We start from the raw sequence: 22,001 nt of genomic DNA, 5'->3' as shown, positions 1-22,001 counted from the left end.
TCACCGAACGCGCATCGGACGCGGACGGCGAGCAAACATGGAGGAGTGTGGAAATGCCAAGGATTGAATCGGTGTCGGTTTGCGCGGCGGGCGTGCCGCTTGATCGCGTGACCTCGTTTGCGACGCGCACGGTCTCGACGCGTCATTATGGTCTGGTGAAAGTGCGTTCGACCGATGGTGTGGAAGGGATCGGCTTCTGCTATGTCGGCAGCGCGGGGGGCGACCTGCTACGCGTGGCTGTCGAACAATTGCTGGCGCCGGTGTTGGTCGGCCAAGACTCGTATGCGGTCGAAGGCCTCTGGCAGGCGATGTATCAGGAGGCCTTGCTGCAGGGCCGGGCCGGCACCGTGATGCGCGCAATCAGTATTCTCGATACGGCGTTGTGGGACCTGAATGCGCGCAGCCACAACGTGCCGTTGCACAAGTACCTCGGTGCGGTCGAGCTCAATACCGTGCCCGCCTATGCGAGCGGCGGCTATTACCTCGAAGGCAAGTCCGCCGGCATGCTCGGCGAGGAAATGGCGAGCTACGTCGAGATGGGTTTCAAGGCCGTGAAGATGAAGGGCGGCCGCCTCTCACCACGGGAAGAAGAAGCGCGCGTGCGCGCCGCACGCGAAGCGATCGGCCCGGATGTCGAACTGATGATCGACATCAACAACGGCTGGACCGACACGACCCAGGCTCTGCAGCATCTGCGGCGGGTCGAGCAATACGATCCGTACTTCGTGGAAGAGCCTTTTTCCCCTGACGATATCGACAACCACGCGCGCCTCGCCAAACTGACGCGCGTGCCGGTGGCGACCGGCGAAATCGGTTATGGCCGCTGGTATCACAAGGAACTGCTCGACAAGGGCGGCGCGGCGATCCTGCAAACCGATGCGGTAGTGTGCGGCGGTATCAGCGAATGGCGGCGGATCGCGGCGACTGCCGCGAGCTACGGCGTGGTGATGTGCCCGCACTGGTTCCATGACGTGCATGCACCGTTGGTTGCGGCCACACCTAACGCTCGTTACGTTGAGTACTTCTGGGACGACCAGGTGCTCAATTTCCGTCGCCTGATCGATCGTCAACTCGGCCACAAGAACGGGCGCATCGTATTGCATCAGACGCCGGGCCTTGGCTTCGACTTCGACGAGCGTGAGGTAGCGAAGTACGGCAAGTGGACGGTCTGCTCCGCCGCGAGTCGAACGTAAGGTGTTTGCATAAAGCACATCCGTACGTAAGATAAGGTAATAGCATTGCGCAATAAAATATAAAGGCATGTCTCGCATGAGTTTGGCGAGTCATGCCTTTAATTGCCCCCTTAAAATCGCCTATCTCCACCTCATCAAACGTTTGCGCAGCATGATGTTGCGGGCGTTTGAAACGCTGTCCATCCTTACATTAGCCTTCCTGACAATTTAGCCATTTTGGCGCCATGCAGGCGTTGGTACTATCGATCTAGCATAGGTACGGATTCACCCATCCCATTCCTTACCTGCATTCTCTCGGGCGCGTTTCATGTGGATCGTCAACGTTGCGCTTAAGCGGCCATACACGTTCATCGTGATGGCCATTCTGATCTTGCTGGCGACGCCATTTGTGCTGTTGACCACGCCGGTCGACGTGCTGCCGGAGATCAATATTCCGGTGGTCAGTATCATCTGGAATTACACGGGGTTGTCGGCCGAAGACATGGCCAACCGCATCACGTCCGTCAACGAGCGCAGCCTGACCACCACGGTCAACGACATCGAGCATATTGAATCGCAGTCGCTCGCCGGCATTACGATTCTCAAGGTGTTCCTGCAGCCGAGCGCGAACATCCAGACCGCGATCGCGCAAACCGTGGCCGTCGAACAGGCGCAGCTCAAGCAGATGCCGCCAGGCGCGACGCCGCCTCTGGTGATCAGCTACTCGGCCTCCAGCATTCCAGTGATCCAGCTAGGCTTGTCGAGCCCGAAGCTCTCCGAGCAGGCACTCAACGACACGGCACTGAATTTCCTGCGCCCGCAACTGGTGACGATTCCGGGCGCGGCCGTGCCGTACCCTTACGGCGGCAAATCGCGTCTGATCTCGGTCGACCTCGACACGCGCGCCTTGCTCGCAAAGGGCCTGACGCCTTCGGATGTGGTCAACGCGTTTAATGCGCAAAACCTGATTCTGCCGACCGGTACGGCCAAGATCGGGCCGAAGGAATACACGATCAATATGAACGGCTCGCCCGCCACGGTGGAAGGGCTCAACGACATTCCGGTGCGCACGCTCAATGGCGCGACGACGTACCTGCGTGAAGTCGCTCACGTGCGCGACGGCTTCTCGCCGCAAACCAATATCGTGCGGCAGGACGGACACCGCGGCGTGCTGATGTCGGTGCTGAAGAACGGCAGCGCCTCGACGCTTTCGATCGTCAATACGCTGCAAGGCATTCTGCCGGCCGCGCGCGCCGCATTGCCGCCGGACCTGAACATCACGGCCCTGTTCGATCAGTCCGTGTTCGTGAAAGCGGCGGTGCAGGGCGTGGTGCGTGAGGCGCTGGTCGCAGCGGCCTTGACCGCCGCGATGATCCTGCTGTTCCTCGGTAATTGGCGCAGCACCTGCATCATCGCGATTTCGATTCCGCTGTCGATTCTGTCCTCGCTGATCGCCCTGCACGCGCTCGGGCAAACCATCAACATCATGACGCTGGGCGGCCTTGCACTCGCGGTCGGGATTCTGGTCGACGATGCGACGGTGACGATCGAGAACATCGAACGGCACCTGCATATGGGCACGAATCTGCACGATGCGATTCTCGACGGCGCCGGCGAAATCGCGATCCCGGCGCTCGTCTCGACGCTGTGTATCTGTATCGTGTTCGTGCCGATGTTTTTCCTGACCGGCGTCGCGCGTTATCTGTTCGTGCCGCTTGCCGAAGCGGTGGTGTTCGCGATGCTCGCCTCGTACGTTCTGTCGCGTACGTTGGTGCCGACGCTCGCCATGCTGTTGATGGGCCATGCGCACAAGCCCAGGGCCGATGCCAGGCCGAGTATGTTCCGGCGCATCTACCTGCGTTTCGATCACGGCTTTGAGCGCATGCGGTCCACCTACATCGTGATTCTCAGCAGCGTGCTGGTGCGGCGCGGCATGTTCGGCAGCCTGTTCCTCGGTTTCTGCGTGGTGTCGATGGGTCTGGTTTTCGTGCTCGGTGAAGACTTCTTTCCGAGCGTCGACGCCGGCGACATTCGTCTTCACATGCGTGCGCCGACCGGTACGCGCATCGAGGAAACCGCGCGTCTCGCGGACGAAGTCGAGAAGGTGATCCGCGAGGTCGTGCCGGCTGACGAACTCGGCACGATTCTCGATAACCTCGGTTTGCCGTATAGCGGTATCAATCTTTCGTATAGCAACGCGGGCACGATCGGCACGCTCGACGGCGAAATTCAGGTGGCCCTGAACGAAGACCATCACCCGACGCAAATCTACATGGACAAACTGCGCGCGATCTTGCCGCAGCGTTTTCCGGGCGTCGAATTCTTCTTTCAACCGGCCGACATCGTCACGCAGATTCTCAACTTCGGCTTGCCCGCCGCCGTGGACGTGCAGATTTCCGGCGCGGATCAGCAGGGCAACTTCGACGTCGCGCGCAAGCTGCTGAAACAGGTGCGGATGATTCCCGGCACCGTCGACACCCACATCCAGCAGAAACTGGACGAACCGGCGATCAATCTTCAGATGGATCGCACGCGCCTGCAACAACTCAATCTGAGTGCGAGCAATGTGGCGCAAAATGTACTGATTTCCTTGTCGGGCAGTTCGCAGACGTCGCCGGGTTTCTGGTTCAACAACAAGAACGGTGTTGAATACAGTGTCGCGGTGCAGACGCCGCAGTATCAGATCTCGTCGATCGATGAGTTGTTGCGCACGCCCGTCTCGGGCTCGGCCAACGGTCCGACGCAACTGCTCGGCAACCTCGTGCGGGTCTCGCCGCAGAATCAGTTCGCGGAAGTCACGCACTACAACATCAGGCCGGTGATCGACCTGTATGTGAGCGTCGAAAAGCGCGACCTGGGCAGCGTGGCCACTCAGGTCGACAAGCTGGTGAACAACGTGCGGGCCTCGTTGCCGCGCGGTAGCCAGATCACCTTGCGCGGGCAGGTGCAGACCATGCGCAGTTCCTTCTTCGGTCTCGGGATCGGCGTGGCGATGGCCATCGTGCTGGTGTACCTGCTGATCGTGGTGAATTTCCAGTCGTGGGTCGATCCGCTGATCATCATCAGCGCGTTGCCCGCCGCACTGGCGGGCATCGTATGGATGCTGTTCCTGACCGGCACGCACTTGAGCGTGCCCGCCTTGACGGGTGCGATCATGACGATGGGCGTCGCTACCGCCAACAGTATTTTGATGGTGTCGTTCGCGCGCCAGCGGCTCTCCTCCGGTGCGCCGCCGCTCACCGCCGCGCTCGAAGCCGGCGCGAGCCGGATCAGGCCGGTGCTGATGACGGCGTTCGCGATGATCATCGGCATGATTCCGATGGCGCTGGGTCTCGGCGAGGGCGCCGAGCAGAACGCGCCGCTGGGCCGCGCGGTGATTGGTGGCTTGCTGTTCGCCACTGTGTCCACGCTGTTTTTCGTGCCACTGGTGTTCGCGGGTATTCATACCCGCCTCGCGCGGCGCCATCGCGACGATGACGACACGGATACCACGGGTGGCCACGGCAACGACGGCCCCGCGCCAGACCACGGCGGCGCAGGCAAGCCCGCGTAACGTTCAATGTAAATGACGGCTGACCGAGATGGCTGACTGAGATGACCGAAAAAACCCATGCATCGCTCGCGATTCCCGCGCGAGAGACCGAAGGCGGTCACGCCTTGCCCCCGCGCAATCGCGAATGGAAACGCGCCAAAATTGCCATCTGGATCGTGCTGGCGCTGCTCGCCGTGGGTGCGTTGCGCACCGTGATCGCGAATGTTCTGCAAAACCGCTCGGTCGCCGAGACGACGAAGCAGAACGCCACGCAGTATGTGAACGTGGTGAGCCCGACGCAAACGGAGGGAGGTGGCAACACCTTGTTGCCGGGCACGTTGCGCGGCTTTGTCGAATCGCCGATCTACGCGCGCTCCACCGGTTATCTGCTGCACTGGTACGCCGATATCGGCACGCGTGTGAAGCAGGGGCAACTGCTCGCCGATCTGGATACGCCTGAAATCGATCAGGAGCTCGCCCAGGCGTTGGCGCAGCGCGCGCAAACCAGTTCGAGTCTCGGCCTCGCCAAAAGCTCGATGGAACGCTGGCAGCAACTGCGTCAACGCGATGCGGTTTCGCAGCAGGAACTCGACGAACGGACCAGCACCTACACGCAGGACCTGGCCAACCTCGCCGCCGCCGATGCCAACGTGAAACGCCTGCAGCAACTCGAATCGTTCAAGCGCATCGTCGCGCCGTTTTCCGGCGTGGTCACGCAGCGCAATGTGGATGTCGGCGATCTGATCGACGCGGGCAGCGGCACGAGCCGCGCGCTGTTCGCGCTGGCGCAATCGGATCCGTTGCGGGTCTATGTGCAACTGCCGCAGGCGTATGCACAGAACGTGTCGGTCGGGCAGAAGGTGGTGGTGACGCAGGCCGAATTGCCGGGGCAGCAGTTCCACGGCACGATCACGCACATCTCCGGCGCGATCGACGTGCCGACCCGCTCGTTGCAAGTCGAAGTGACTCTGCCGAATCCTGACGACAAGCTGCGGCCCGGTGCCTATGTCCAGGTAGCCGTGCCGGCGGCGGCCCATGCGCAACTGATGGTGCCGGGCAATGCCTTGCTGTTCCGCGCCGAAGGTCCGCGGGTCGCGGTGGTCGATGCGAACGGCAATGTGGCCTTGCACAAGGTCGTGATCGCGCAGGACCTGGGGCAGTCGCTCGAAATCGAAAGCGGGATCGAGGCGAATGACAAGGTCATCATCAACCCGAGCGATTCGATCGCGGACGGCGACCACGTGCTGATCACGCAGCCGCAGAAAAATGGCAAGGGGGCGTCGTGATCGCGAAGCAGGCGAGCGCTTATCGGGCACTGACATCGCGAGCGACACGAACAGCGCTGGCGGCCACCGCCAGCGCGGCCTTGCTGACCGCGTGCACAGTCGGCCCGGATTATCAGCGGCCGCAAGCCGAGGTGCCGCCGACCTGGCAAACGGATTCGTACTGGCGCGTCGCGGCGCCTTCGCATGCGCCGATTTCGCTGGACTGGTGGAGCGCCTTCGGCGATCAGACGCTCGGGACGCTGGAAACGCAGGCGCTTGCGCAGAATCAGACGCTGGCCGCGGCGAGCGCACACTACGCGCAGGCCAAAGCGACGCTGGCGAACACCCGTGCGCAGCAGATTCCCGAAGTCGATCTGGGGGCGTCCGGGTCGCGCTTCAGGATTTCGCATGATCGCCCGCTGACCAATTACGGCACGCCGACCACGTCGACGGTGCAGAACAATCTGCAACTCGGCCCGACGATCAACTACGACACCGATCTATTCGGCCGGATACGTCGTGAAGTGGAAGGCGCCGTGGCCTCCGCGCAGCAATCGGCCGACGACCTCGCCAACGCGCGGCTTGTCCTCACCACTGACCTCGCCACCGACTATTTCTCGCTGCGTGAACTCGACGCCGAGATTGACGTGTTGAATCAATCGGTGAAACTGCAACAAAAGGCGCTCGATTACGTCACGACCGAGCACGATCTCGGTTCGGTGTCCGGACTCGACGTCTTGCAGCAAAAATCGCTACTCGATTCGACGCGCGTGCAGGCGCAACTCCTGCTGAATCAGCGCGCGCAGTTTGAACATGCGATTGCCGCCTTGGTCGGCGTGCCCGCACCGCAATTCGCGATCGAGCCCAAAGTGCTCGCGACGCAGGTGCCGGCGATTCCGCTCGGTTTGCCTAGCGATGTCTTGCAACGCCGTCCGGACATTGCATCGGCGGAGCGCGCGATGGCCGCGGCGAACGCGCAGATCGGCGTCGCCAAGGCGGCGTTCTTTCCGAGCCTGACGCTGACGCCGAGCATCGGCTGGGAAAGCACGCAGTTCGCGAGCCTGTTTAGTGCGCCGACGCTGATGTGGACGCTCGGCGCGGCCGTGGGCCAGGTGTTGTTCGACGGCGGCCGCCGGGCGGCGAACGTGCAATTCGCGAGCGAAGGCTACAAGGTCACCGAGGCGAACTACCGGCAGACCGTGCTCAACGCATTCCAGCAGGTGCAGGACGGCATCACGGGCCTCTCCGTTCTGGATGGCGCATCGAAGCAGTCGCGTGAGGCGGTGACTGATGCGCAGCATCTTCTGGCGCTCGCCAACGACCGTTATTCGGGCGGCCTGGTCGCTTATCTCGACGTCATCACCGCGCAGCAGTCGTTGCTCACCAGCGAGCGTCAGGACGTGCAGATCCACGGCCAGCAGATGACCCTCTCGGTTTCACTGGTGAAGGCACTGGGCGGCGGCTGGGATGCCGCGGACGTAGCGAGCGCACAGCTGCCCGGCAATGCAACCAAGGAGGCGATGGCTCCCGCGAAGTGAGCCGCCCGACAATGACACGGCCAGACAGGAAAGAGGAAAAACGAGGCGTTTCGTATAATGCAGATACAAGGGGACGCGCATGAAATTGCTGATCGTTGAAGACGAGCATAAGGTGGTGGACTACCTGCGCTCCGGTTTGACAGAGCAGGGCTGGGTTGTCGATGTCGCGCTCGACGGCGAGGAAGGCATGCATCTGGCCACCGAATTCGATTACGACGTGATCGTCCTCGATGTCATGCTGCCCAAACGCGACGGCTTCAGCGTGCTGAAGGCGCTGCGCATGCGCAAGTCGACGCCGGTCATCATGCTGACCGCCCGCGATCACGTGAACGACCGCGTGCGGGGCTTGCGCGAAGGCGCCGACGACTACCTCACCAAACCCTTTTCCTTCCTCGAACTGGTCGAGCGGCTGCATGCCCTGGCGCGCCGCACGCGTTCGCAGGAGTCGACGCTGATTTCCGTCGGCGATCTGTTTGTCGATCTGATCGGCCGGCGCGCCACCCGCGACGGCGTACGCCTCGATCTGACCGCCAAGGAATTCCAGTTGCTGAGCGTACTGGCGCGCCGGCAAGGCGACATCCTCTCGAAGACCGCCATCACCGAACTCGTATGGGACGTCAACTTCGACAGCCATACGAACGTGGTCGAGACCGCGATCAAACGATTGCGCGCCAAGCTCGATGGCCCGTTTTCCTCGAAGCTGCTGCACACCGTGCGCGGGATGGGCTATGTGCTCGAGGTGCGTGAAGAGGCAGAGCAATCATGAACCGTTCAATCGCGCGCCGCCTTGCGTTGATGTTCGCACTCGTGGCGCTACTGGTGTTCACGCTGATCGGCACCGGGCTGTTTCTGGTGCTGCGCACGCAACTCGAACACCATTTGCGCGAATCGCTCGACGATCGTACCGAGATCGCACGCATCATCGTCTATCACGCGGTGACGCCGGAGAAGTGGCGCATGGCGCGCGAAAAACTCACGGACATGATGCCGCACGACGGCAGCACCGTGTATGCGGTGTCGAGCACCGACCCGTATTTCCACTATGGCAAGCCCATCGAGGGACCCGTGGTGTCGAGCTGGCCGGGTGGCTACGCGAGGGTTTCGCCGGTCGGCGGCGGCGCGGACATGCTGACGATCACAGTGACGATACCGGCTTACGGAGCTCGCCCACCTGTGCAATTGCAGGTCGCCGCCAGTTGTTCGCCGAATACCCGCACAATGCGCGTGTTCGGGGCGGCGCTCGCCGCGCTGTCCGCGTTGGGTAGTCTCGCTGTGCTGCTGCTGAGTTACTCGGTGACGCGGATCGGGCTTGCTCCGTTGACGCGTCTGACGCGAGACGCGTCCGCTGTGAGCCCGAATAACCGCTCACAGCGTCTGAATACGGCCTCGCTGCCGCTCGAATTGAGCGATCTGGCCAACTCGTTCAACGGCGCGCTGGAACGTCTGGACGGCGCATACGGCCGCCTCGAATCGTTCAACGCGGACGTCGCACATGAATTGCGTACACCGGTGACGATTCTGATCGGCCAGACCGAAGTAGCGTTGACACGTAATCGTTCGGTCGACGATTTACGCCATACGCTGCAATCGAATCTCGAAGAGTTCGAACGCATGCGCGCGATCATCAACGACATGCTGTTCCTCGCTCGCGCCGACCAGGGCGAACGCGCGACGGGCCTCGTCGAGGTGTCGCTGGCCGCGGAAGTTGCGCATACGTTGGAATTTCTCGAGATTCCGCTCGAAGAAGCACACGTGCACGCGCAGTTGCGTGGCGATGCGGTGGCGCGTGTGAACCGCTCGCTGTTCGGCCGCGCCTGCACGAATCTGCTGATGAACGCGATCCAGCACTGTGCGCCCGGCGCGGCGATTACGGTGACGATCCTGGAAGTAGCGGATCAGTTGCGCGTAGCAGTGGCCAACCCGGGCGAGCCGATCGAGCCGGCCGTGCTCGAACATCTGTTCGACCGGTTCTATCGCGCGGAAGTGTCCCGTACCAATAGCCGCGAAAATCACGGACTGGGTCTTGCGATCGTGAAGGCGATTGCCGAGATGCATCGCGGCACGGTGTCGGTGGAAAGTGCGAACGGCGTCAACACGTTTGCGTTTTCGATTGCGGCGTCGAGTGTGGAAGGCAGTTTGCCGGCGGCGCGTGCGAATGCCGGTGTCCCGGTGGAAGCAGCAGGTTAATCGTCGCTGGTAAAAGGCAAGTCGGCCTGAACCGGTACGCGCCGCTTCGCCGGTTGCGCGTTGGCCGGTGTCAATGCGCTCACGCGCACGCCCAGCAGCCGCAGCTTGCGGTTCAATTCCACCCTTCTCAGACATTCCGTTGCGGCGCGCCGGATTTCGGTTGCGTCGGCGGTCGGTTCGTCGAGCGTCAGATCGCGCGTGACCGTGCGGAAGTCGTCGTAGCGCAGCTTGATGCCCACGGTGCGGCCCACATAGCCCTTCCTCACCAGATCTTCCGCGACCCGCACGCACAGGCTGGTAAACGAACTGGAGAGGGCCGGGCGATCATGACGTGGATGCAGATCGCGTTCGAAGGTCGTCTCACGGCTCATCGACTTGGGTTCCGATTCGACCACGACCGGCCGCTCGTCGTAGCCTTGCGCGACCTGCATGAGCCACGCCGAGTAGCTGCGTCCGAAGTGATCCTGCAACAAACCCGCGTCTGCTGCCGCCAGATCGCCGACCGTGGCGAGGCCGAGCGCGGTCAATTTTTCCGCGGCCTTCGGCCCGATTCCATTGACCTTGCGCACCGGCAACGGCCAGACGCGCAACGGCACATCCGCCGGCGTGAGGATCGTGAGGCCGTCGGGCTTGTCGAGTTCGGAGCCGATCTTCGCCAGCAGCTTGTTCGGCGCCACGCAAATGGAGCAGGTGAGGCCGGTCGCCTGATTGACGGCCTGCTTGATGCGCGCGGCGATCTCGCGTGGCTCGCCCGGCAGTTCGGTGAGGTCGATATAGATTTCGTCGATACCGCGGTCTTCGATCCGGTCCGTGAACGTGGCGACCGCTGCTTTGAACAGGCGCGAGTAGTGACGATACGACTCGAAATCCGTAGGCAGCAGAATCGCATCCGGCGCGAGCACGGCGGCTTTCATCATGCCCATCGCTGAGAACACGCCGAGCGCACGGGCCTCGTAAGTGGAGGTGGTCACCACGCCGCGGCCGGCGTAATCGCGCAGCTTCGCAAAGCGAAGGCTGCCGTCTTCAAGCGTTTGCGGCACAGCATTGCGGCCGCCGCCGATCACCACTGCCTTGCCGCGCAGTTCCGGATAGCGCAGGAGTTCCACGGACGCGTAGAACGCGTCCATGTCCAGGTGCGCGATGTGGCGGCTTGCAGAACTCATGGCTGGCGGAAACGGGTGACGGTGCGGGCAGTGAGCATAACAGTCGATGCATGTGCCGTGCTGCCCGATCGTATGGCTTGCTGCGTCAGGCGTCAGGACGTGCGAGCCATGATGCGCTGCACGCCGGACGCCAAACCGTAATAGTACCTTGCTCCGCCGGGGCAAGGTGCCGCGCCTGAAGCATCACCCGCAAGCCGGCTTGGCTTTCTTGCATGCGTCCGCAAGCTGGGGCGGCGGGTCTTTCTTGAACACCGTCTTATAAGACTCGAGCACGTTCGCCTGAACCACTGGCAGAGACTGCACGCCGATCCACGCCGGCGGCGTCTGGCCGATCAGCGCCTTCATCATCGCCATGGCTTCGGCCACGCCTTGATCGTACGGGCGTTGCGAGCCGGTTGCCTTGAGCGGTCCGCCCTTGGCGATCTCGATCGCGGACTGAAGGCCCAGGTCGACCGTCGTGACGGGAATGTTCACGCCTTGCGCGCGCATTGAAGTCAGCGTGTCGAGCGCCGGTTGATCCCAGACGGCGAACAGCCCCTTCACATCCGGATTCCCGGTGAGGAAATCGCCCGCGATCTGGCCCACTTTCGACGGGTCCGTAAAGGCGACCTGTTTGACCTTGATGTCCGGACGATTCTTCTTGATCCAGTCGTTGACGGCCTTGGTGCGTTCCGTCGTGCTGAAGTAATCCACGCCGAAATTCACCAGCCCGATCGTGGCGCCCTGCGGGACGCACGAGGCGAGCACTTTCGCGGCGATCTGGCCATTGCCTTCGCTGTCGGCGGAAATCATCGACGCGTATTGCTCAGGATGCTTGAGGCCTGTCGGCACGTTGTCCATGAACACGAGTTTGATCCCGGCTTCGGACACTTTCTTGTAGGTGGCGGCCGTTGCCGTTCCGTCGACCGGAATGGAGATGATGCCGTCCGGGTGACGCTGAATGGTGTTCTCGATATCCGCGATCTGCTTGTCGACCTGGTATTCCGCCGAAGCCGTGCCGATCACTTCCACGCCGTATTTCTTGAGCGTGTCCGTGATGCCTTGCACCTGCAGTTGCGACCAGTCGAGATTCATGGTCTGCATCGAAATGCCGACCTTGAATTTGCCGGCTTTGATTTTGGCGACGTCGGCGTCGCTCAGCTTCACGGCATCCACCGAGGCCGCTTTTTCGCCGTTCGGCCCTTGCCCGACAATCGTCTTCGGTCCGATCGAACCGGCCGGCAGGCTGGTTACGCATTGCGCGTAAGCGCCCGATGAAGCCAGCGCCACGACGGCCGCCGCCGCCATGAGCGTGGGTAGAACACTTCCTGAGCCACGACGATGTTTCATGATTCTTCTCCGTTGGTCTTCATGTTTGTGTTACGTCTCCTGCCATTCACGAACAACGCGGGCACGTGACATCTCGCGTGATCGACGTGCTTTCCTTACTTCCCCGGTTACTTCCTGGGTCACTTCCTGAATCACTTCCTGGTAAAGGCCACAGCCGCGACGATAATGGCGCCCTTGATCACCAGCTGCAGCGATGAACTGACGCCGAGCAGGACCAGCCCGTTATTGAGCGTGCCGATGATGAGACTGCCGAGCAGCGTGCCGAGCACGAAGCCGCGGCCACCGAACAGGCTGCAGCCACCGAGCGTCACGGAAGCAATCACATCGAGCTCGAGTCCTTGCACGACATCGGGCCGCGCCGCATGCGAGCGCGCGGCGAGTACGAGCGCCGCGAGCCCGGCCAGCGCGCCGGTGAGAATGAAGGCGAGGGTGGTCACGCGTCGCGTGTTGATGCCGGAGTAGAGCGCCGCAGTCGGATTGCCACCGGCCGCATAGATCTGCCGGCCGAATACGCTGTAATGCAGCAGCAGGATGCCGGCGATCACGGTCAGCACCGTCCAGATGATCGGCACCGGCACACCGGCAATGTCGCCCTCGCCGAAGATCGAGATGAATGAGTCGTTGGTGATGATCTCGGGCCGTGTTGTCGTCACCATCAGCGCGAGTCCGCGTGCCGCGCTCAAGGTGCCGAGCGTCACAAGGAACGAGGGAATGTTCAGCCGCGTGGTCATGACCCCGTTGATCGCGCCAACGATTGCACCGGTGCCGATGCCGGCAATCGCGCCGACGATCCAGCTGTCGCCGACATGCGCCATGGCGAGCGCTGCGGACATGCCCGAGAGCGCCAATGTCGACCCCACCGACAGATCGATTTGCCGTGCAATGATCACGAAGGTCATGCCGATCGCGACGATCGACACCAGTGCGGTCTGCCGGCCGATATTCAGGAAGTTATCGATCGAGAGAAACCACGGCGAGGCGAAGCTGAACACCACCAGCAGGATCGCGAACGCGCCGTAGAGCGCATAGGGCCGGTCGCCTTGCAGGAGGAGTTGCGCGAGGCGCCGCATACGGCTCTTCTGCGGTGGCGATGCCTGCCGTTTAGCCGTCAGCGGCGAGACAGAGTCGTTCATATTGCGTGCTCGAAGGACGTCCCCTCGGGGGACTCGATGGAAGAACGGGACAACTGGATCAGGTGGTGAAGCGCTTCGGCGTTGGCGAGTTCGGCGCGCTCGACGGTCTTGACGATCGAGCCGTCCGCAACAATCGAAATCCGGCCGCACAGGCGCAACAGTTCATCGAGGTCCGAGGACACGACGAGCACCGCGGTGCCCGCTCGCGCGGCGTCATGGACCACGCCATAGATCTCCTCGCGTGCGCCGACGTCAACGCCGACTGTCGGTTCGTCGAGTAATAGAAGCGTGGGGCGCGGGTGGTTCCACTTCGCAAAGACCACTTTCTGCTGGTTGCCGCCGGATAGAAACTTGACCGCGGTCGAGGAGCCGGGTGCCTTGACGGCCAGCTCTTTCATCGAGCGCTTCGCCTGGTTGGCGGCCGCCTGGCTGCGCAGCCATCCCCAGCGAGAAAATTGCGGCAGCCGCGGCAGGGTCAGGTTGCGTTCGATCGAATGATCGAGGACGAGTCCCTCAAGATGACGATCTTCCGGCACCAGTGCTACGCCGAGCTGGATGGCTTCGGCGGGCGTGATACGCGCGCGCGATTGACCGCCGATCTCGATGGCGCCCGCCTCGATTCTGCGAATGCCAAAGATGGTTTGCAGAATTTCCGTGCGCCCGCTGCCGATCAATCCCGCGAGCCCGTGGATCTCGCCTGGGCGTACCGTGAGGTCGACGTCGTGAAGCCTGTCATTGCTCACATTCGACAACTTGAGAATGGGTACAGCGGCGGCATTGGACGTGGCCGATGTTTGCGGCCCGACAGCGGATTCATCACCGGTAGCGCCGACAGCCGTCCTCTCCCGCGCCTGCAACGCAGCATGGCCGGGACCGACGATCGCCGCGACCAGCTGTTTCATATCGGTTTGCGCCGTTGAGAACGTGCCGGCATTGGCGCCATCGCGGAACACGGTGACGCGCTGCGAAATACGAAACACCTCATTCAACCGATGCGTCACGTAGATCACGCCCACGCCACGATTCGTAACCGCGCGAATCGCATCGAACAGAATCTGCTCTTCGCCGCCCGTCAGCGCCGAGGTGGGTTCGTCGAGGATCAGCACCCGCACGTCGCCCATCAGCGCCTTGCAGATTTCAGTCATTTGCCGGTACGCGAACGGCAATGCGCCAACGGCAGTGCGCGGGTCGAGCGGGATGCCGTGCGAGCGGAGAAATTCGCTGACCGTTGCCATGAGCTGGCGGTTTTTCACAAAACCGAGACGTGTGCGGGGCTCGCGCCCCAGCATCAGATTGGCGCCAACCGATAGCGATTCGACGAGGCTCAGGTCCTGGTAGACCACGGCAACACCCGCCTCACGCGATCGCGCCGGCGACTCGAACGCCACTTTCTGGCCATCGATCTCGATGACGCCGTCGTCGTAGGTGTGAACGCCGCTGAGGATCTTGATCAGCGTGGATTTGCCCGCGCCGTTTTCGCCGAGCAAGGCGTGCACCTCGCCGGGCAACACATCAAGGTTGACGCCGCGCAGCGCCTGCACGCCGCCAAATCGCTTGGTGACGCCCGCGACACGGATCAATGGAACCTGAGGCGATGACGCGGCCGCGACCGCAACCGGCTCACTCATCTGGCATGTCTCCTTCGTCAATACGACGACATTCTTGTCTTTGTATGTGGTGCTATCGGCCAAAGCTGTGTTGTGATCTTCGCATCATGAATATGGTGCGTCAATAACATTGGCGGTGCTTGCAGGGCTTGGATGCCTGTTTATGTGATGATTGAAGCGTAATGCTTGTTATGATTCTATCAATCGTTGTAGCATAAGTGGGAACAAATTGTCGGCGGCTGTTGTGCGCCGCATCAAATTTTCGGATGTCTTATGCCTGAAGCCCCTGTGCTGTCTTCTTCGGTCGTCGCGCTGCGCGGCGGCCCGCTCATTCACCCGGTGCGCAATCCGGGCATGCCGTTCGACGCGTCCTGGCTGGACGGTTTGCGCGTCAACCAGTCGGCGGTTGAACGGCGCACGGCGACGCTTGCCACGCGCCGTACTGTCAAGAAAGATGCGCAGGCCGCCTGGCTGCTGAAGGCCGTTACCTGCATCGACCTCACCACGCTCAACGGCGACGACACCGAAGGCCGCGTGCGCCGCCTGTGTGCGAAGGCGCGCCAGCCCGTGCGGGCCGATCTGCTCGAAGCGCTCGGTATCGCGCCGCAAGGCATCACAACGGGGGCAGTCTGCGTTTATCACCGTTTCGTCGCGGCGGCAGTGGATGCGCTGCAGGGCAGCGGCATTCCGGTCGCGGCGGTATCGACAGGATTTCCCGCCGGGCTGATTCCGCATCCGCTGAAGCTGAAAGAGATCGAGGCTTCGGTCGCGGATGGGGCGCAGGAAATCGACATCGTTGTCACGCGTGAATATGTGCTGACCGGCAACTGGCAGGCGCTCTACGACGAAGTGCGCGACTTCCGCGCAGCCTGCGGCCCGGCGCACCTGAAGACGATTCTGGCGACCGGCGACATCCGCACGCTCTCCAATGTGGCGCGCGCCTCGATGGTCTGCATGATGGCCGGCGCCGACTTCATCAAGACGTCGACCGGCAAGGAAGGCGTCAACGCCACGCTGGATGTCTCGCTGGTAATGGTGCGCATGATTCGCGAATACCAGGAGCGCACCGGCGTGCCGATCGGCTTCAAACCGGCGGGCGGCGTGTCGAGCGCGAAGTCGGTGCTGTCCTATCAGATCCTCATGAAGGAGGAACTCGGCCGCCCGTGGCTCGAACCGGAGCTGTTCCGTATCGGTGCGTCGAGCCTGCTGGCCGATATCGAACGCCAGCTCGAACATCACGTGAGCGGTCGTTACTCCGCTTTCAACCGTCACCCCGTAGCCTGAACAGAAGACCGATCCCATGAGCGTAGCCGAATATTTTTCATCGATGGAGTACGGTCCCGCACCCGAGGACGATCAGCCCGCGCGCGCCTGGCTCGCGCTGCATGAGGCGAGCTTCGGGCATTTCATCGGCGGGGCGTGGCATGCGCCGGCCGCCGGTGAGCACTTCGTTTCGCACGCGCCTGCCACGGGCGGGCGGCTCGCCGGGATCGCCCAGGGCGATGCGGCCGACATCGATGCGGCGGTGGCCGCCGCGCGTGCCGCGCAACCGGGCTGGCTCGCGCTTGGTGGCGCCGGGCGGGCGCGGCATCTGTACGCGCTCGCGCGCATGGTCCAGCGTCATAGCCGCCTCTTTGCCGTGCTCGAAGCGCTCGATAACGGCAAGCCGATCCGCGAGACACGCGATATCGACGTGCCGCTGGTTGCGCGGCACTTCCTGCATCACGCGGGTTGGGCGCAGTTGCAGGAGAGCGAATTCGCCGATTACGCGCCGCTCGGTGTGGTCGGGCAGATCGTGCCGTGGAATTTTCCGCTGCTGATGCTCGCGTGGAAGATCGCACCGGCGATTGCCACGGGCAACTGCGTCGTGTTGAAGCCGGCTGAATACACGCCGCTCACGGCGTTGCTGTTCGCCGAACTCGCTCATCGAGCGGGTTTGCCGGCCGGCGTGCTGAACGTTGTGACGGGTGACGGGCGTACCGGCTCGGCGCTCGTCGAACATCCGCGGGTGGACAAGATCGCGTTCACGGGTTCGACGGAAGTTGGGCGCCTGATTCGCGCGGCCACGGCCGGCACGGGCAAATCGCTGACGCTCGAACTCGGCGGCAAGTCGCCCTTCATCGTGTTCGACGACGCGGATCTCGACGGCGCCGTGGAAGGTGTGGTCGACGCGATCTGGTTCAACCAGGGGCAGGTCTGCTGCGCGGGCTCGCGCCTGCTCGTGCAGGAGGGGATCGAAGCGCGCTTTATCGCGAAACTGAAGCGCCGCATGGAAACGCTGCGCGTCGGCACGTCGCTCGATAAAAGTATCGATATCGGTGCGATTGTCGATCCGGTGCAGCTCGAACGCATCGAGTCGCTGGTGGAAACCGGGCGGCGCGAAGGCTGTGCGGTGTGGCAGTCGCCCGATACGACGATGCCCGCCGGCGGCTGCTTCTATCCGCCCACGCTCGTCACCGGCGTGGCCCCGGCTTCTACTCTGGCGCAGGAAGAAATCTTCGGACCGGTGCTGGTCGCGATGAGCTTTCGCACGCCGGATGAGGCGATTGCGCTCGCCAACAATTCGCGCTACGGACTTGCCGCGAGCGTGTGGAGCGAAACCATTGGCCGCGCGCTCGATATCGCGCCGCGCCTCGCGTGCGGCGTCGTATGGATCAACGCGACCAATCTGTTCGATGCGGCGGTCGGCTTCGGCGGTTACCGCGAGTCGGGCTATGGTCGCGAAGGCGGCCGTGAGGGCATCTACGAATATCTGAAACCGCGAGCGTGGCTCAATCTTGCTGTCCGTCAGGCCGTGCGCTCTGAACAGACAGCTGGTGCAGGCGAGCGCGATCCGTTGTCGAATGTCACGCTGATCGATCGCACCGCGAAGCTCTTTATTGGCGGCAAGCAGGTGCGTCCGGACAGCGGCTATTCGTTGCCGGTTCACGCGCCGGATGGCACGTTAGTTGGCGAAGTGGGCGAGGGCAATCGCAAGGACATTCGCAACGCGGTCGAAGCGGCACGCGCGGCGCAGAAGTGGTCGCAGGCAAGTACGCATAATCGCGCTCAGGTGCTGTTCTATTTGGCGGAGAACCTGGCCATTCGCGCGGACGAGTTCGTGCGGCAACTCGTGATCAGAAACGGCGCGACGGAAGCGGCAGCGCATGCGGAGGTCGAGGCGGCGGTAGCGCGTCTCTTCACTTACGCGGCGTGGGCCGACAAGTTCGACGGCGCGGTGCATACGCCGCCGCTGCGCGGTGTAGCGCTGGCAATGCATGAGCCGCTCGGCGTGATCGGCATTGCCTGTCCGGACGAAGCGCCGTTGCTCGGTTTCGTCTCGCTGGCGGCGCCCGCATTGGCCATGGGTAATCGTGTGGTGGTGTTGCCGAGCGCGGCGTGTCCGCTCACGGTGACTGACTTTTATCAGGTAGCCGAAACGTCGGATGTGCCGGCCGGTGTGCTGAACATCGTCACCGGTGAACGTAGTGCGCTGCTGCCGGCGCTCGCCAAACACGACGACGTCGATGCGGTCTGGTGTTTCGGCAACGCGGCGGATTCGACGCTGGTCGAGCGCGAGTCGATCGGTAATCTGAAGCGTACGTTCGTCGATCACGGCCGCCAGTTCGACTGGTTCGACTATTCGAGCGAAGGCCGGCCGTTTCTGCGCCAGGCCGTGCAGGTGAAGAACATCTGGATACCGTACGGAGACTGACCGGGAGTCGGCGCTCACACCTGAACACCATGCACGCCAACCAGAAAATGGAGGAGACAACGTGCTGAAGCATCTGGATCTGCAATTGAACACCGCGGTGCTGCGCGCAATTCATGCCCCGCACGCATACTTCACGATCAACGCGCCTCAAGGGGAACGCGAATGAACACGTCTTTGCAACGAAGCGGGCGTGTCGTCATTCTCGGCATCTACGTCACCGACTTGACGTTTCGCGCCGGGCGTATGCCGCTGATCGGCGAGACGATTGCCGGCACGGCGTTCGCGATGGGGCCGGGCGGCAAGGGCTCGAATCAGGCGGTGGCGGCGGCGCGCGCCGGCGCCGAGGTGGTGTTCTGCACTCGCATCGGCAACGACGCGTTCGGTGAGATTGCGCGCGCCACGTGGGCCGCTGAAGGCATTACGGCACGCGCCTCGGTGGTCGAGGGCGTGTCCACGGGCGCCGCGCATATCTTTGTTGACGACAACACCGGCATGAACGCGATCATCGTCGCCTCCGGCGCGGCCGGTACGATGGAGGCAGCCGACGTCGACGCGATCGAAGCCGATATCGCAGCCGCGCGCGTATTCGTCACGCAGCTCGAACAGCCGCTCGCGGCCGCGCGCCGCGGGCTCGAAGTGGCGCGCCGGCACGGCGTCATCACCGTGTTCAATCCGGCGCCTGCCTTGCCGCTCGACGACGACATCTTCCCGTTGTGCGACTACATCACCCCGAACGAAACCGAGGCCACCGCGCTCACCGGCGTGCCGATCGCGAATGCCGACGACGCGCGCCGTGCTGCCGACGTGCTGCTCGCCAAAGGTGTCGGCGCGGTCATCGTCACGCTGGGGGAAGGCGGCGCGCTGCTGCACTCTGCAAGCCAATCGATACTCGTGCCGGCCTATCACTGCGGCCGCGTGGTGGAGACCGCCGGTGCTGGCGACGGCTTCACGGGCGGTTTCGCGGCGGCGCTTGCACGCGGCGACGACGCCGTCTCGGCGCTGCGTTTCGGCTGCGCGCTCGCGGGTATTTCCGTCACGCGTCCGGGCACGGCGCCTTCCATGCCGACGCTCGACGAAGTGAACCGCGTGTTGAGCCAGCCGGCCGAGGCCGCCTCGCCGCTGTCCTGACCGTTCGTGAAGACTGAAGGAGATCGTGCTCACCATGAAGTCCTCGTTCATTGCTGGAAAAATGTTCAGCGACCGGCAACTGAATTTTCTGCTGATCGTCAATGTACTCGTCGTGTTGGTCGCGACGTGGCTTTCGCACGGGCAATTCGTCGACATCGACAACCTGCAGTCGATGGGCGGACAGTTGCCTGAACTCGGCTTGTTGGCGCTCGGCATCATGTTGTCGATGGTGTCGGGCAACGGCGGGATCGATCTGTCAGGCGTCGGATTGGCGAATCTGTCCGGGATGGTTGCGGCGCTCGTCGTGCCGCGCTTTGTCAACGGCGACGATTCGCCGGCTCTCTACACGTCGCTCTTTTGCGTGATCGTGGTGGCGATGGGGCTGCTCGGCGGGCTTCTGAACGGCGTCGTGATCGCGCGCCTTAGGCTCACGCCAATTCTTTGCACGCTCGGCACGCAGTTGTTGTTCACGGGCTTTGCGGTGGTGCTCAGCAACGGCGCCTCGGTGCATGTCGACTATGTCGACCCGTTGTCGAATATCGGCAACGGTACCGTGTTTCAGGTGCCGATCGCATTCTGCATCTTTATCGCGGCCGTGATCGTGCTCGGCTGGTTGCTCAGACGCAGCCCGTTCGGCCTGCGTCTCTATCTGATGGGCACCAACCCTAAGGCGGCGTTCTATGCGGGCATTCCGCGCGCGCGGATGCTGATCACGACCTATGCGATGTGCGGCGTACTGGCGTCGCTTGCGGGTCTGATCAGCGCGACCCACACGTCCAGTGCGAAATGGGACTACGGCAATTCCTATCTGCTGATCGCCATCCTGATCGCGGTGATGGGCGGCGTGAATCCCGCGGGCGGCCACGGCCGCATCATCTGCGTGTTCTTTGCCGCAACCGTGCTGCAATTCCTCTCGAGTCTGTTCAATCTGCTGGGTGTGTCGCAGTTTTTCGGCGATTGCGCGTGGGGATTTTTGTTGTTGCTGTCACTCGCGTTTGCAGGCGGCGAGCGAGTGCGCGCGATTTTCGGTTTTGGCGGCGGTGGTGGTGGCGGTGGCGGGAGTGCTAGTGCCGCAAGTCCCGGCACGGTCCCGAAACGTTAGCGCGACGCTCAGACTTAAAAAGCGCAACCCAGGTTTCAGTACGCGGCGGACAACGAGCCCTGACTGTCCGTGATGGTGAAGTGGGGCGACATCGAACTAGATCGAAGGATAAAGGAGACATCGTATGAAATTGACTCGACTGGGTGCCGCGCTTGCAGCAGGCGCTCTTACCGTAGGCGTGATCGCCGCTGCCCAGGCTGCAACCAACGAGACGATCGTCACGGTCGTCAAGGTGACCGGTATCAACTGGTTCAACCGGATGGACGACGGCGTCAAGCAATTCGCGAAGGACAACCCCGGCGTGAACGCGTATCAGACCGGCCCGGGCCGCGCGGATGCGGCACAGCAACTGAAGATCATCGAAGACCTGATCGCGAAGAAGGTGACCGCGATTGCCGTGGTGCCCTACGATCCGCCGACGCTGGAACCGGCGCTGAAGAAAGCGATGGATCGCGGCATCAAGGTGGTGACCCATGAGGCCGACAACGCGAAGAACACGATGGTCGACATCGAAGCATTCGACAACACGGCCTATGGCGCCGGCCTGAACGAGCGTCTCGCCTCGTGCATGCACGACGACGGCAAGTGGGTGGCGCTGGTCGGTTCGCTCGGCAGCCGCTCGCAGGTGCAATGGGCCGACGGCGGAATCGGCAACGCCAAGGCCAAATATCCGAAGATGGATCTGGTCGAACCGAAACTCGAAACCAATAACGACGGCGAACGCGCCTATGAAGTCGCGAAGGAAGTGCTGCGCAAGCATCCGGACCTGAAAGGCTTCCAGGGCTCATCCTCGCTCGACGTGATCGGCATCGGCCGTGCGGTCGAAGAAGCCGGCATGCAGGGCAAGATTTGCGTCTACGGCACGGGCCTGCCGACGGAAGCTGGCAAGTTCCTCGAGAGCGGCGCGATCAACGGCATTGCGTTCTGGGATCCGAAGCTCGCGGGCATCGCGATGAATAAGGTCGCGCAGATGCTGATCGACGGCAAGACGGTTGAGAACGGCGCCGATCTCGGCATTCCGGGCTACACGAAAGTCACCGTTGCGAAGGGGCCGGGCAAAGGGATCATCGTGCGCGGCCAGGGCTGGGTGAACGTCGACAAGTCGAACTACAAGCAGTATCCGTTCTGATCGGGTTTTTTGCTTCATGTGT

Annotated in this window: 15 protein-coding genes; 11 read left to right on the top strand and 4 right to left on the bottom strand. The window is 62.7% G+C overall.

The annotated features are described in order from the left end of the window. Positions 1-53: 53 nt before the first annotated feature. The 6 genes from PQQ86_RS32165 (at position 54) to PQQ86_RS32140 (ending at position 9,694) form a co-directional block, all read left to right on the top strand. On the top strand, positions 54-1,193 hold the full coding sequence (locus tag PQQ86_RS32165; protein ID WP_408276346.1) for a mandelate racemase/muconate lactonizing enzyme family protein: 1,140 nt from the start codon (positions 54-56) through the stop codon (positions 1,191-1,193). A 307-nt stretch (positions 1,194-1,500) separates the two neighbouring features. Beyond that, positions 1,501-4,725: an efflux RND transporter permease subunit gene (locus tag PQQ86_RS32160; RefSeq protein ID WP_408276343.1), complete on the top strand. Its 3,225-nt coding sequence runs from the start codon at positions 1,501-1,503 to the stop codon at positions 4,723-4,725. Positions 4,726-4,766: 41 nt separating this feature from the next. Continuing rightward, complete coding sequence (locus PQQ86_RS32155) at positions 4,767-5,990, top strand: efflux RND transporter periplasmic adaptor subunit (protein ID WP_408276341.1); 1,224 nt, start codon at positions 4,767-4,769, stop codon at positions 5,988-5,990. 29 nt (positions 5,991-6,019) lie between these two features. Beyond that, the gene (locus tag PQQ86_RS32150) at positions 6,020-7,507 is read left to right on the top strand and encodes an efflux transporter outer membrane subunit (protein ID WP_408279412.1); all 1,488 of its coding nucleotides are present in this window, start codon (positions 6,020-6,022) and stop codon (positions 7,505-7,507) included. A gap of 79 nt (positions 7,508-7,586) precedes the next feature. Beyond that, complete coding sequence (locus tag PQQ86_RS32145; RefSeq protein ID WP_091802526.1) at positions 7,587-8,273, top strand: heavy metal response regulator transcription factor; 687 nt, start codon at positions 7,587-7,589, stop codon at positions 8,271-8,273. Beyond that, positions 8,270-9,694 (top strand): heavy metal sensor histidine kinase, encoded by a 1,425-nt coding sequence (locus PQQ86_RS32140; RefSeq protein ID WP_408276338.1) that lies wholly within the window; start codon positions 8,270-8,272, stop codon positions 9,692-9,694. The genes PQQ86_RS32145 and PQQ86_RS32140 overlap by 4 nt, the downstream gene beginning before the upstream one ends. Here PQQ86_RS32140 and dinB read toward each other — a convergent pair. The 4 genes from dinB to PQQ86_RS32120 all read right to left on the bottom strand — a co-directional run bounded on the left by dinB (position 9,691) and on the right by PQQ86_RS32120 (position 14,947). Next, positions 9,691-10,857, bottom strand: coding sequence for a DNA polymerase IV (dinB, locus tag PQQ86_RS32135; protein WP_408276336.1), 1,167 nt, complete (start codon positions 10,855-10,857; stop codon positions 9,691-9,693). The two genes, PQQ86_RS32140 and dinB, sit on opposite strands and share 4 nt — an antisense overlap. A 183-nt stretch (positions 10,858-11,040) precedes the next feature. Further along, positions 11,041-12,186, bottom strand: a complete 1,146-nt coding sequence (locus PQQ86_RS32130; RefSeq protein WP_408276333.1) for a substrate-binding domain-containing protein — start codon at positions 12,184-12,186, stop codon at positions 11,041-11,043. 131 nt (positions 12,187-12,317) lie between these two features. After that, positions 12,318-13,319, bottom strand: coding sequence for an ABC transporter permease (locus tag PQQ86_RS32125; protein WP_408276330.1), 1,002 nt, complete (start codon positions 13,317-13,319; stop codon positions 12,318-12,320). Further along, the gene (locus tag PQQ86_RS32120; RefSeq protein ID WP_408276327.1) at positions 13,316-14,947 is read right to left on the bottom strand and encodes a sugar ABC transporter ATP-binding protein; all 1,632 of its coding nucleotides are present in this window, start codon (positions 14,945-14,947) and stop codon (positions 13,316-13,318) included. Before PQQ86_RS32120 ends, PQQ86_RS32125 begins: the two co-directional genes overlap by 4 nt. A gap of 252 nt (positions 14,948-15,199) precedes the next feature. Here PQQ86_RS32120 and deoC point away from each other — a divergent pair, with 252 nt between their 5' ends. The 5 genes from deoC (at position 15,200) to PQQ86_RS32095 (ending at position 21,979) form a co-directional block, all read left to right on the top strand. Beyond that, a complete protein-coding gene (deoC, locus tag PQQ86_RS32115) occupies positions 15,200-16,210 on the top strand; it encodes a deoxyribose-phosphate aldolase (RefSeq protein ID WP_200572176.1) in 1,011 nt (336 codons plus the stop codon). Positions 16,211-16,226: 16 nt separating this feature from the next. After that, on the top strand, positions 16,227-18,620 hold the full coding sequence (locus PQQ86_RS32110) for an aldehyde dehydrogenase family protein (RefSeq protein ID WP_408276323.1): 2,394 nt from the start codon (positions 16,227-16,229) through the stop codon (positions 18,618-18,620). Positions 18,621-18,782: 162 nt separating this feature from the next. Continuing rightward, on the top strand, positions 18,783-19,748 hold the full coding sequence (rbsK, locus tag PQQ86_RS32105; RefSeq protein ID WP_408276320.1) for a ribokinase: 966 nt from the start codon (positions 18,783-18,785) through the stop codon (positions 19,746-19,748). A 34-nt stretch (positions 19,749-19,782) separates the two neighbouring features. Continuing rightward, the gene (locus PQQ86_RS32100; RefSeq protein WP_408276318.1) at positions 19,783-20,850 is read left to right on the top strand and encodes an ABC transporter permease; all 1,068 of its coding nucleotides are present in this window, start codon (positions 19,783-19,785) and stop codon (positions 20,848-20,850) included. Between the two features lie 124 nt (positions 20,851-20,974). After that, a complete protein-coding gene (locus PQQ86_RS32095) occupies positions 20,975-21,979 on the top strand; it encodes an autoinducer 2 ABC transporter substrate-binding protein (protein ID WP_093632922.1) in 1,005 nt (334 codons plus the stop codon). Positions 21,980-22,001 lie beyond the last annotated feature (22 nt).

Origin of the sequence: Paraburkholderia sediminicola, from assembly GCF_046026675.1 — a bacterium.
GTDB lineage: Bacteria > Pseudomonadota > Gammaproteobacteria > Burkholderiales > Burkholderiaceae > Paraburkholderia > Paraburkholderia sediminicola_F.
Note: the sequence above shows the minus strand (reverse complement) of the source record. Positions and strands in the feature narration are given on the sequence as shown.